This is a genomic window from Pantoea sp. RCC30.1 (genome assembly GCF_058148845.1).
Genome location: NZ_JBXUHX010000011.1, coordinates 14824 through 27244 on the forward strand (window position 1 = coordinate 14824; position 12421 = coordinate 27244).

Below are 12421 nucleotides of genomic sequence, written 5' to 3' on the forward strand. Positions count from 1 at the left end.
CTGCGTGATGAACTAATTTCTGATGAAGGTATCCGCCAGTATCTGAAATTCCGTGCTACTAAAGAAGAGTACCTCGCCCGCGCTTTATTTGCCGGACAGGTTTTATCCCCGTTTACCCAAGACTGCCCTGTGCTGGATTTTGAGGATGAATTCGTTCAGACCATAGCAACAGCATCGATCGATGCCACCAAAACAGGTAATGATGGATACTGCCGCGAACAACATGCGTTTTGCTCTTGGTGGTTGGTTGAGTTCAATGCGTGGTGTAGTTGTTCTGTGCTCTCCGGAAGCGTACAAGGCGATCAAGTTCCATCCGTCTATGCTGACTCTAATCAATCATGGTGTGCTGCCGGATAGCAATTTGTTTAACGGTAGTGTTAAGGCAAGTCTGCCAGCATTCCAGGCGATGACAATTGACGGGCTGACCTTTGTTAATACTGGTCTGCTATATCGTGAATTCATTCCGGCAGGACAGGCCTTCATGGTTCCGGTATTCGGTGCAAACAACATTGTCGGGAGTGATTTGCAGTCTTTTGAAATCTATCATGGCCCTGCATCTCGTGATTCTCGTTTGGCGGCAGAAGGAGCAGAAAGTCTTTTCTTCCAGTATTCATGGGAGGATCATCTGCACAATACCACTATCCAATCCGAGTACGATCTGCTGCCAATTTGCTATAACCAGTCGATGATTACCCGTCTGACTGTGAACACTACAGAGGCATAACAGACAGCGTTAGTTTTTGGGGGCGATTTGCTCCCCGCCGCATTTACAGATGAAGAGGAGATATACATATGAGAATCACAATTTCAGGTGTTGGCGGATTGCCTTTGGTGGTCTCACACGTCAAGACGCTGGAGGATAACGATCTGATTAATGTCAGTGGGCTATGTAGGGCGCTGGGAGATATTCTGCGCTCTTCATTTCTCGATAAGGTCGAGCGACTAGGATTTGAGGGGGCTATCAAGCATTACCTCAACGAACAGCGACAACGAAAAGTAAACACCAAATGAGGCTGGGGCAACCCGGCCTTTTTTGTGCCTGTCGTTTGCTATTGGGTCACTTCTTGGGACGCGATGCGGTGCACTTGCCATTTAAGAGGGGGTTGCGTCTTTGACTTCCTGCTGGCAGGATCCTGATCAGGGATTAACGGGACGTTAATCGCAAGCTTTTGATTTTGATTTAAATGACTCGGGGTGCCCTTCTTTGTGAAGGCTGAGAAATACCCGTATTACCTGATCTGGATAATGCCAGCGTAGGGAAGTCTGATGCCTGACCGCATTCGCCTTCTTGTTCGCCGGTTGGGAGCTACGATGACACATCAATCTCAACACCTTTCTGCCGCGCACTTCGCGCCCCTTCTGCATACTTTCCGCCGTCAGTCACCGCTGGTGCACTGCATGACCAATGACGTGGTGCAGAACTTCACCGCCAATGTGTTGCTGGCACTCCATGCCTCACCGGCAATGGTGATCGATGCTGACGAAGCCGCAGAGTTCAGCCGCTTTGCCGATGCGCTGTTGATTAACGTGGGCACCTTAACCCGCGAGCGCCAGCAGGCGATGCAAGCTGCTGTGACGGCGGCTAACCAGGCCGGAACCCCCTGGACGCTTGATCCGGTCGCCGTTGGCGCGCTGACGCTGCGTAGTGACTTCTGTCAGCAACTGCTGAGCCAGCAACCGGCGGTGATTCGCGGCAATGCGTCAGAGATTCTGGCGCTGGCACAGCAGGCCAGTGGCGGGCGCGGTGTCGATACGCTGCATCAGGCGGATGCAGCACTCAATGCGGCCCAACAGCTCGCGGAAACCTGGAGCACGCTGGTGGTCGTCACCGGTGAAGTGGACTACGCCACCGATGGTCAGCGACTCCTTGCTGTATACGGTGGAAACCCCTTAATGACACGGGTAGTCGGGACCGGCTGCGCCCTCTCCGCCGTGGTAGCGGGCTTCAGTAGTCTGCCAGGTGATCGGTTATTGAACGTCGCCGCCGCCTGCCAGGTCATGGCCCTGGCGGGAGAAAAGGCAGCGGCGCAGGCGTCCGGGCCGGGCAGTTTTGCCACCGCGTTTATTGATTCACTCTGGACGCTGGAGGGGAAATCATGAAGCGCATCAATGCTCTGACGATTGCTGGCACCGATCCCAGCGGCGGCGCAGGGATTCAGGCCGATCTCAAGACCTTCTCCGCTCTGGGAGCCTATGGCACCAGCGTCATTACCGCGCTGGTGGCACAAAATACGCAGGGTGTGCAGTCGGTTTATCGCATTGAACCGAACTTTGTTGCCGCCCAGCTCGATTCGGTCCTGGATGACGTGCGCATCGACAGCGCAAAAATCGGCATGCTGTCCGAAACGGCCATCGTGGAGCAGGTTGCGTCCCGGCTGAGGCGTGCTGAGATCCCCTTTGTGGTGCTGGATACGGTCATGGTCGCGAAAAGTGGTGATGCGCTGCTCTCGCCAGACGCCGTGGCCAGCGTACGAGAGCTGTTGTTGCCGCAGGTTTCACTGATTACGCCTAATCTTCCGGAAGCGGCGGCGTTGCTGGATTGCGGCATTGCCACCGATGAGGCGGAGATGCGCGAGCAGGGGCGGGCCTTGCTGGCACTGGGCTGTCAGGCTGTGCTGATGAAGGGCGGTCACCTGGCGGCGGCGGAGAGCCCGGACTGGCTGATTACGCATTCCGCAGAGCAGCGATTCAGTACGTCGCGCGTGAATACGCGTCATACACACGGCACCGGCTGTACGCTGTCGGCTGCTTTAGCTGCGTTGCGTCCGCGCCATGCTGACTGGGCAGAGACGATTGGGGAAGCCAAAAACTGGTTACAGCAGGCGCTGTTACAGGCGGATTCGCTGGAGGTCGGGAAGGGCATCGGGCCGGTTCACCATTTTCATCAATGGTGGTAACGACGAAGGCCCGCATCGACCAGGTAATTGGGCGGTGCGGGCGGTTTCAGGTTCAGGGTGCTTCAAACCAGGCGCTGTTTCGCTCGGCAATCGGGGTGATAGAGAAGATCATCTCCTGCAGATGACGACGCATTGCCGCTTCGGCGGCGTCGGCGTCGTGACACTTCAGTGCGGCAAAAATCTCTTCATGCTGCTCAATCAGCTTGTCCGGTGGAGAGACTTCACTCAGCGTAAGAAACCGCACCCGGTCCATGGCCGCTTTGATGTTCTCAACCGTTTCCCAGGCCAGCTTACAGTCAATGCTTTCAGCAATCAGGCGATGAAACTCATCGTCCAGAGTGAGAAAAGCCTGGCTGTCATGCCGCTCAGCGGCCATGCGCTGCAGCTGCAGGTTATGCTCCAGCGCCATCAGAGCCGGATCGGTAATCTCCAGTGCCGCACGGCGAACCACCGAAACCTCTACTGCCTCCCGGATAAAGCGGCCATCCGCCACCCGCTTAGCGGAGATTTTGCGCACGAAGGTGCCACGCTGCGGCAATACCTGTACCAGTCCGGCTTCGGCCAGCTTGATGAACGCTTCGCGCACCGGCTGGCGTGAAACGTTGAAGCGCGCGGACACCTCTTTTTCCGAGAGCAGCGAGCCCGGCTGAATTGCGCAGGTGACGATATCTTTGCGCAGATAACGGTAAATCTGCTGATTCACCGGTTCGCTGGTAGTAATGGTATAGGCGATCGACATGCAGCAATATCCATATTACGGCTGGCAGGGGCCAGCACGATGGGAAAGTGTCAGTCTAATCAGGGCGCTGCGTCTGCGCCAGCGCTTTGTTACAGCGCCTTCAGCCGCGGTTAAGACACTGATGCACCGTGGCGCGAGCTCCCAGAGTCGTCAGTCTCTGATACCAGTCAGTCAGCCGGGCAACCACATCGGCGTTTTGCAGCAGATCCTCGCCAAACACTTCCCGAATGGAGAGCAGCGCCCGCACACGAGCCTCGCCATCGTCGCTGGCGGCAACGCACTCAGCCAGTTGCTTCTGCATCGGGTCGCGGATCTCAATCGGCTGACCCTGTTCATCAATACCGCCGACATAGCGCATCCAGCCCGCCACGCCCAGCAGCAGCAGGTCGCAGTCGCTGCCACGCTGCAGGTGCCAGCGCAGACTATCGAGCATGCGCTGTGGCAATTTCTGCGTGCCGTCAGTGGCAATCTGGCCGGTGCGATGCTTAATGGCGCGGTTTTCATAACGGGCAATCAGTGAATCGGCGTAGGCGTTGAGATCCACACCCTGAGTGCGCAGTGTCGGTGCCTGCTCATCGATCATCAGTGAACGGGCGGCGGCGCGGAAATGGGGATCGGCCACACAGTCGCTGATGTACTCATAACCTGCCAGGAAGCCGAGATAGGCCAGGAAAGAGTGGCTGCCATTCAGCATGCGCAGTTTCATCTCTTCATAGGGCAGGACATCGCTGACCAGTTCTGCGCCCGCTTTTTCCCACGCCGGACGACCATTGACAAAGTTATCTTCAATCACCCACTGAAAAAAGGGCTCCGCTTCAACTGCAACCGGGTCATCGGATCCCAGACGCGCGCTTAGAGCCGCAAACGCTGCATCGGTCATGGCCGGAACGATACGATCCACCATGGTTGAGGGGAAAGTAATGTGTTGCTGAATATAGTCTGCCAGCGCCGGATCCTGATGCTGTGCCAGTTGCACAACAACGTTGCGGGTCACGTGGCCATTTTCCGGCATATTGTCACAGGACATCACGCTAAAGGCAGGTAAACCCCGATCCCGTCGGCGGCGAATCGCGGCCAGAATCAGACCGGGTAGCGATCGCGGCGAATGCGGATTCTGCAGGTCATGCACGATATCGGGATGATCGGGATTTAAATTGCCACTGGCAGGCTGGTGGCAATAGCCTTTCTCGGTGACGGTCATGGAGACAATCGCCACTTCAGGCTGGATCATGGCATTGATTACTGCCTCAATACCGTCACTTTTACCGTGTAGTGCCTGAGTAATGATGCCAATCACCCGGGTATGCAATGAATCATCAGCCATCTCGGTGAGGGTATAAAGCAGATGCTGCTCACGCAGGGCCTCAATCAACGCGCCGCTGTTGAGATTAACTTCACAATACCCCCAGTCGCTGCCCTGTTCAGCCAGCTTATCGCTGCAGAGCGCCTGATGAGCGCGATGAAACGCACCAAAACCGATATGTACCATGCGGGTTTTTAACTGGCTGCGGTCGTATGCGGGGCGCGTGACCTCAGCGGGCAGGCGATCAATCTGTAACATAGTCCATCCTTATGCCAAACGGGGCGCAAAGCGCCCCGAAATCATACATCTGTTAGCGAAACAACACTCAGACCGAAACCGGTTTACCCCCGGTTTTCGGACTGCGAATCACAAATAACACCAGGAAGGCACCCAGCGCGGCGACACAGCCCGCAAGGATAAACGCGCTATCGAATTTACCGGTGTGCTGAACAATAAACCCGGTGACGATTGGCCCGATGATGCCGGAGAGGCTACCCACCAGATGGATAAAGCCGCTGATGCTGCCGATACGGCTCTTATGCACCACATCCTGAATAATTGCCCAGTAGATTGCGCCGGTGATGTAGAGAAAGAAAATCGACACCGACATCATAATTACCGCAGGCACCACATCTTTTATCGTACCCGCCAGCGCCACACAAATTGCGGCGGCCAGCAGTGAGACAACCAGCACAATTTTGCGGGACAACAACAGCTTGCCGGTGATGTTAAAGATCTTATCGGAGATCCAGCCACCCAGCGCCAGGCCAACGAAACCGACGATCCACGGGATCATGGTGGTGATGCTCATCGATTTGATATCCAGGCCGTGCGCCTGCACCAGGTAAGCCGGGAACCAGCTCAGGAAGAAGAACAGAATGTAGTTGTAGCAGAAGAAGGCAAAAGCGGTGACCAGGATAATCGGCTGGCGCAGGTAGTATCCAAACGGATGAGACGTTTCTGACAGATCAACCTCATCATTCGGGTTCGTTGCTTTCAGGCGATCAATCAGCAGACGTTCCTCTTCGCTGACGCGCTTGCTCTTCGCCGGATTGTCAGCGGCGAAGAAGAGCCAGAACGCCATCCACACCAGACCGATACAGCAGACAATCACAAACGCCGGACGCCAGCCGTAGGCCAGGGCCAGATAACCAATGATCGGACCGGCGACCGCGCCGCCCAGCGGGGAACCGGCACTCAGCAAGCCCATCGCCGTCGCCGCCTGTTTTTTCGGGAACCAGCCGTTAATCGCTTTGTTGGCTGAGGAGCAGATCGGGCCTTCAGCCATGCCGAATAGCACTCGCAGGATCAGCAGCGACCAGAAGCCGGTAGCCAGGGCGGTCATGCCGCAGAAAATGGACCAGGCACCTACCGCCACAGCCAGCACGATTTTGGGGCCATAGCGGTCAGTAGCAAGGCCGCCAAGGAAGTTAAACAGGGCATAGCCGAAAAAGAAGCTGCCGAAAATCATGCCGAACTGCTCAGCATTGATCGCCAGATCTTTTTCCACCAGCGGCACCGTCAGCGACAGGGCGACACGATCGAGGTAGTTAATCATGTAAACCAGGAACAGCAGCAAAACGAGGGTCCAGCGCAGATTCTTGAACATACAAACTCCGTGATCTGTTTTATCTTTATAGTCATGCCGGTGGGTACGCACCGGCTGAGGAGACCTGGTGTTCAGCGGATAATTAACCCATCTGAAGTATGACTTTGCAGCAGGTGCGCGGATCTTTTTCAAACAGGGTCATCGCGCGCTCAATCTCCTGCAGCGGGAAGTAGTGCGTGACCAGTTTCTCTGGCTGGATTAACCCTTTATTCATCCATTCGATCACCTGTGGGAAACGATTGCTGTTAAGACGTGAGGTAAACAGCGACAGCTCCTTGCTGGTCAGGCTCTGCTGAGTAATGCTGCACGGCTCGCCGGAGAAGCCCAGCAGGCCGATGCGCGCGGCCGGTGAGGCGAGAGCAGCCGCTTCAGCCAGAATGGCGGGATGGCAGGCCGCATCAATAATCAGCGTCGGCTGCACGCCCTCAAGCTGTGCCGCCAAAGGGATTTCGCTGTTATCGAACAGTTGATCGGCACCGCTCTGCTCTGCAAGTGCCAGACGTTCCGGCAGGCGGTCCACCACCATTACTTTTTTAACTTTATAGACGCCCTTTAGCACCTGAATCGCAGTGAGCCCCATCGGACCGGCACCATAAATCAGCGCCACATCATCAGGCTGTGGTTTGAGGAATGCCGTGATGTTAGCCGCGATAGTGAAAGGCTCAACCAGACTGGCGAGTTTGTCGGGAATCGAGTCCGGCAGGCAAAAGGCATTTTTCGCCGGAGCCAGCGCAAATTCGCTGAAGCCGCCGTCGCGGTGCACGCCAATTACCTGCAGTGTGGTACAGACATTGGGGCGGCCCACCGAGCAGGGATAGCAGCTGCCGCAGCTCACCACCGGATCCACCGCCACGCGGTCGCCCAGCCGTGCCGGATCAACGCCGTCGCCTACCGCGTCGATGACGCCAAAAAATTCGTGACCAATCACCCGTGGATATTTCGCGAACGGGTTATGACCGTGCCAGATATGCACATCAGAACCGCAGATACTGGCATAAGCCACTTTGACCCGGACTTCGCCCGCTGCAGGTTGAGGCAGTGGACGTTCAGCTACCACCAGTTCACCCGGCTGTTCAATAACAACGCTTTTCATCAGCTTCTCCTTACCAGTTCCACAGGGTGCCATCTTCAAGACGGGCGACCGGGAGATAGGCAGGTTCATAGGGATATTTCGACGCCAGTTTCTCGTTGAATTCAATGCCGAGGCCTGGCTTGTCGCCTGGATGCATGTAGCCCTGGTCAAAGGTCCAGTTTGCCTCAAACAACTCCATCATCTGTTCGGAGAAGCCCATGTACTCCTGCACACCGAAGTTCGGCACCCAGAGGTCAAAGTGCAGTGCAGCCGCCATGCAAACAGGGGAGAGATCGGATGGACCGTGCGAGCCGGTGCGAACCTGATAGAGCGAAGCAAAATCAGCGATACGCCGCATACCGGTAATGCCGCCCGCATGCGTGATGGTGGTGCGTATGTAGTCGATCAGCTGCTCTTCAATCAGCTGCTTACAATCCCAGATACTATTGAACACTTCGCCCACCGCAATTGGCGTGACGGTGTGCTGACGGATCAGACGGAAGCACTCCTGATTCTCAGCAGGCGTCGGATCTTCCATCCAGAACAGGCGATAATCTTCCACACTCTTACCAAAACGCGCCGCTTCAATCGGCGTCAGGCGATGGTGCATGTCATGCAGCAGATGTTCATCGAAACCAAACTTGTCTCGGATCGCGGCAAAGAGTTTTGGGGTGAAATCGAGGTATTTCTCGGTAGACCAGAGCTGCTCTTCGGGCCAGTTACCTTTGGTTGCAGGCTCATAGGCCAGACCTTTGCCTTTCGCCATACCGTAGGTGGTTTTCATGCCCGGTACGCCGCACTGTGCGCGAATTGCTTTGAAGCCCAGCTCTTTGTGCTTCGCGTAGTCATCCATCACTTCATCAATGGAGTGGCCGGTGGTGTGGCAATAGACCATCACGCCGGTGCGTGATGCGCCACCCAGCAGCTGATAAACCGGCATATTGGCGGCTTTGCCTTTGATATCCCACAGTGCCATATCGACGGCGGAGATAGCGGACATGGTGACCGGGCCACGACGCCAGTAAGCGCCCTTGTAAAAATATTGCCAGATGTCTTCGATCTGATGCGCATCACGGCCAATCAGCTGCGGGCAGACGTGATCTTTCAGGTAGGAGGCGACCGGTAATTCACGGCCATTCAGTGTGGCATCGCCAATGCCAGTCAAACCCTGATCGGTAGTGATCTTCACGGTGACAAAGTTTCTGCCTGCGCAGGTTACAAATACTTCTGCCTTTACAATTTTCATCCTGGTTGCCTTAAGTCAGCGTTCAATGATGAAAAAGTACGCTGTTTAATACTACCATACAAGTTGGGGTGGCAGAGTTGTGAACGGAATCACAGAGTGTTTACACTGCCAGAAAATGCCCGTTAAGGGGTGATAAAGCGAGGCTGCAGAGAGGAAGTTATGAAGAAAATGAGCGCTATTGGCAGGAGAAGAAAAAGGGGCTTTCGCCCCTGATATCGGTTCAGGCAAGCAGCGCGCACTGTGGCGGCAGTCGGCAGCTCAGCGCACCCGCCATCACCTCAATCACGAATTCGCGTCCTGAAAGCGGCTCGCCATCGAGGTTAAAGGTCATCTCATGTGGAGAACGGATCGTCAGTGACTCCAGTTGCGTGGTGACGATGCCGGGATTGTCATCGTCGCCAGTCAGCGAGTGCAGCAGAGTCGGCAGCAACTCCTGCGCGGTGACAATGCTGACGTCCAGTCGGCCATCATTGATCAGGGCAGAAGGGCATAACCGCTGACCGCCGCCCGCCTGACGCCCATTACCGATACCGATCACCAGCGCATCACCCTGCCAGGCGAAATCGGGACCGCTGATCTCGCAGGTATCCGGTTTAAGGGTATCCATACGCATCAGGCCGTGAATAAAGTAGGAAACGCCGCCCAGCGCTGACTTCAGCTTTTCCGGGGTTTCGGTGGTGATGCGTGTGCCAAATCCACCCGTTGCCATGTTGATGAAGTAGTGATCCTGGTTCACTCTGGCCAGATCGATGGTGCTGGCTGTGCCCTGAATCGCCAGACGCAGTGCCGGTTCCATCTCTTCCGGGATGCCCACGCTGGTGGCAAAGTCGTTGGCAGTGCCCAGCGGCAGGATACCCAGCACCGGACGATGATCGGCACTGGATGCCGCCAGCGCCGTTGCAATCTCGTTGATCGTGCCATCACCACCGCCCGCCACCACGGTTTCGGCCTTCAGCGCAATCGCCTCTTTGACGTACCTGTCGCCATCACCTTTTTCAAAAGTGACACGCACCGCAATATCAAAGCCGTCTTCACGCAGGGTGGTAATAGCTTCGCGCAGATCGTCATTACCTGCGCCTTTCCCATTCAGGATGAGCAGCGTAAGCGGTTTATTATCCATTTTGCGTTCCTTGAAGATCTACAGAGTAAGAAGGGAATTTATAACATAGCTGCCAGCAGTAAATAATTGGCGAAAGAGAGAAAAAAGAAAACCCGCACGGGGGAGCCGGGCGGGTAAATGAGGTGGTTCCAGGTAAATCTGCCGTTTGTTGTTACTCATTAGCAGCAGGCGGGACTATAAAGCAGCCCTGTACAGGGGTCTGTGATCCTGTTCTGATTTCCTCAAAATGTTTCCGTTAGTAAACGATTATGTGGGTCCCGGGTATCTTCGCCGTGATCGAAGTTGCGCAGGAGCAGCGCAAACCGCAGATCGACCTCTTCTGGCACCCGCAGCCAGACGCGATGGCCGTCGCCCGGCGCAACCTCAGTGGGTTCACCGCGCGCATTCTGCAACGCATCCAGCTGGCAATTCAGGTTTCCTTCGGGCGTCATGATCTCCACGCTATCGTGCAGCATAAATTTGTTTTTCACCGCCACTTCAGCCCATTCGCTCCGGCGCTCGCCAGTAAATTCGCCGACAAACTGCTGGCGATCGGACACGGAAAAGCCCTGCTGATAATTCTGGTAGCTGTCGTGAGTATGACGGCGCAGGAAACCTTCGGTGTAGCCGCGATGCGCCAGGCCTTCCAGCGTTAACAGCAGTGACGGGTCGAACGGCTTCCCGGCAGCGGCATCATCAATCGCCCGGCGATACACCTGGGCGGTGCGGGCGCAGTAGTAATAGGACTTGGTGCGTCCCTCGATTTTCAGCGAATGAACGCCCATCTCGCTGAGCCGCTCCACATGCGCGACCGCGCGCAGATCCCGTGAGTTCATGATGTAGGTGCCGTGTTCATCTTCGAACGCGCTCATCACCTCGCCGGGCTTCATCTTCTCTTCCAGCAAAAACACCTTGTCAGTGGGCTGACCGATCCCCAGCGTTGGCGTGACATCCTGCACTGCGACAGGCGTGTGAATACCGACGATATTCCCCACCTCATCCTGCTGGCCTTCCGCCACTTTATACTCCCAACGGCAGGCGTTGGTGCAGGTGCCCTGATTCGGGTCGCGCTTATTCATATAGCCCGACAGCAGGCAGCGACCGGAATAGGCCATGCAGAGCGCGCCATGAACGAAGACTTCCAACTCCATCTCCGGCACCTGCTGGCGGATCTCGGCGATCTCTTCCAGCGACAGCTCGCGTGACAGAATCACCCGGCTCAGCCCCATCTGCTGCCAGAATTTCACCGTGGCCCAGTTGACCGCATTGGCCTGCACCGACAGATGAATCGGCATCGCCGGAAAGGCGTCGCGCACCAGCATAATCAGGCCGGGATCGGACATGATCAGCGCGTCGGGCTGCATCGCCACCACTGGCGTCAGATCGCGAATAAAGGTTTTCAGCTTGGCATTGTGTGGCGCTATGTTGACCACCACGTAGAATTTTTTGCCCAGCGCGTGCGCTTCATTGATGCCCAGCGCGAGGTTTTCATGGGTGAATTCGTTGTTGCGCACCCGCAGGCTGTAGCGCGGCTGTCCGGCATAAACGGCATCGGCACCATAAGCAAAGGCGTAACGCATATTCTTCAGCGTGCCGGCGGGGGAAAGCAGTTCGGGTTTCATGATGTTCTCACTGATGTCAGGTCAGTATGCCGGCTTAAGCGGCAGGTGCAGGGCCATTAAGCCCTGCAAAGGGTGCGGAATTGTAGGCAGTGAGAAAAGGGAAGTAAATTGATCGGGATCAAACTAGATCAAATGACAGGCATCGGCTTCCCAGCGATAGCCCATGCCGTAGACGGCGCGAATAAAAGGCTGCTCGCTGTCGAGGTTCTCCAGCTTGCGCCGCAGGTTCTTAATATGGCTGTCGATGGTGCGGTCCGTGACCACCCGGTAGTCATCATAGAGATGATTGAGCAGCTGTTCGCGTGAAAAGACTTTGCCCGGTTCCAGCGACAGCGTTTTCAGCAGGCGGAACTCCGCCGGTGTGAGATCCAGCGGCTTTTCGCGCCAGCTGGCGAAGAAGCGGCTCTCATCGACCCGAAGTAACGAGGCGCTCTGCGGCTCTTCCGCCGAACGTCTGACCCGGCGCAGAATCGTTTTGACCCGCGCCACCACTTCACGCGGGCTGAAGGGTTTGCAGATGTAGTCATCCGCGCCCAGTTCCAGCCCCAGCAACCGATCGATCTCCTCGGTGCGGGCGGTGACCATAATAATCGGCAGCTCGGAATGACGGCGGATTTCGCGGCACAGCGTTAAGCCATCGGTACCCGGCAGCATCAAATCCAGCAGCATCAGATCGGGCGGCGTCTGGCGCACATATTCCAGCACCGCGTTGCCGTCGGCGATGTGATGGGTGCGGTAGTTCGAGGCGTGCAGATAATCGATCATCAGCTGCGCCAGTTTCGGCTCATCTTCGACCACCAGAATCAGCGGGTCAGGGTTTTCCATGCTCATAAG

12 protein-coding genes and 1 riboswitch are annotated in these 12421 nt (G+C 56.1%); of the genes, 4 read left to right on the forward strand and 8 right to left on the reverse strand.

The features are described 5' to 3' along the window. Nucleotides 1-181: 181 nt before the first annotated feature. The 4 genes from AC2LB6_RS11540 (at nucleotide 182) to thiD (ending at nucleotide 2897) form a co-directional block, all read left to right on the forward strand. On the forward strand, nucleotides 182-724 hold the full coding sequence (locus AC2LB6_RS11540) for a major capsid protein (RefSeq protein ID WP_490093601.1): 543 nt from the start codon (nucleotides 182-184) through the stop codon (nucleotides 722-724). A gap of 68 nt (nucleotides 725-792) precedes the next feature. Continuing rightward, nucleotides 793-1011, forward strand: coding sequence for a hypothetical protein (locus tag AC2LB6_RS11545; RefSeq protein WP_490093602.1), 219 nt, complete (start codon nucleotides 793-795; stop codon nucleotides 1009-1011). A 169-nt stretch (nucleotides 1012-1180) separates the two neighbouring features. Further along, a riboswitch (TPP riboswitch) is annotated at nucleotides 1181-1277 on the forward strand. A gap of 34 nt (nucleotides 1278-1311) precedes the next feature. Beyond that, complete coding sequence (thiM, locus tag AC2LB6_RS11550) at nucleotides 1312-2100, forward strand: hydroxyethylthiazole kinase (protein WP_490093603.1); 789 nt, start codon at nucleotides 1312-1314, stop codon at nucleotides 2098-2100. Further along, complete coding sequence (thiD, locus tag AC2LB6_RS11555; protein WP_490093604.1) at nucleotides 2097-2897, forward strand: bifunctional hydroxymethylpyrimidine kinase/phosphomethylpyrimidine kinase; 801 nt, start codon at nucleotides 2097-2099, stop codon at nucleotides 2895-2897. The genes thiM and thiD overlap by 4 nt, the downstream gene beginning before the upstream one ends. Nucleotides 2898-2949: 52 nt before the next feature. Here the strand turns inward: thiD and AC2LB6_RS11560 are convergent, their stop codons facing one another. The 8 genes from AC2LB6_RS11560 to baeR all read right to left on the reverse strand — a co-directional run bounded on the left by AC2LB6_RS11560 (nucleotide 2950) and on the right by baeR (nucleotide 12418). Further along, nucleotides 2950-3636: a GntR family transcriptional regulator gene (locus AC2LB6_RS11560; RefSeq protein WP_490093605.1), complete on the reverse strand. Its 687-nt coding sequence runs from the start codon at nucleotides 3634-3636 to the stop codon at nucleotides 2950-2952. Between the two features lie 100 nt (nucleotides 3637-3736). Beyond that, a complete protein-coding gene (locus AC2LB6_RS11565) occupies nucleotides 3737-5197 on the reverse strand; it encodes a mannitol dehydrogenase family protein (RefSeq protein WP_490093606.1) in 1461 nt (486 codons plus the stop codon). Nucleotides 5198-5264: 67 nt separating this feature from the next. Further along, nucleotides 5265-6548 (reverse strand): MFS transporter, encoded by a 1284-nt coding sequence (locus AC2LB6_RS11570; protein ID WP_490093607.1) that lies wholly within the window; start codon nucleotides 6546-6548, stop codon nucleotides 5265-5267. A gap of 82 nt (nucleotides 6549-6630) precedes the next feature. Further along, the gene (locus AC2LB6_RS11575; protein WP_490093608.1) at nucleotides 6631-7641 is read right to left on the reverse strand and encodes a Zn-dependent oxidoreductase; all 1011 of its coding nucleotides are present in this window, start codon (nucleotides 7639-7641) and stop codon (nucleotides 6631-6633) included. A 10-nt stretch (nucleotides 7642-7651) separates the two neighbouring features. Then, nucleotides 7652-8866, reverse strand: a complete 1215-nt coding sequence (manD, locus tag AC2LB6_RS11580; protein ID WP_136196779.1) for a D-mannonate dehydratase ManD — start codon at nucleotides 8864-8866, stop codon at nucleotides 7652-7654. A 220-nt stretch (nucleotides 8867-9086) separates the two neighbouring features. After that, nucleotides 9087-9986: a lipid kinase YegS gene (yegS, locus tag AC2LB6_RS11585; RefSeq protein WP_490093609.1), complete on the reverse strand. Its 900-nt coding sequence runs from the start codon at nucleotides 9984-9986 to the stop codon at nucleotides 9087-9089. Nucleotides 9987-10207: 221 nt separating this feature from the next. Further along, nucleotides 10208-11590, reverse strand: coding sequence for a prephenate-dependent tRNA uridine(34) hydroxylase TrhP (gene trhP / locus AC2LB6_RS11590; protein ID WP_490093703.1), 1383 nt, complete (start codon nucleotides 11588-11590; stop codon nucleotides 10208-10210). A 120-nt stretch (nucleotides 11591-11710) separates the two neighbouring features. Next, the gene (baeR, locus tag AC2LB6_RS11595; RefSeq protein ID WP_490093610.1) at nucleotides 11711-12418 is read right to left on the reverse strand and encodes an envelope stress response regulator BaeR; all 708 of its coding nucleotides are present in this window, start codon (nucleotides 12416-12418) and stop codon (nucleotides 11711-11713) included. Nucleotides 12419-12421: the final 3 nt, after the last annotated feature.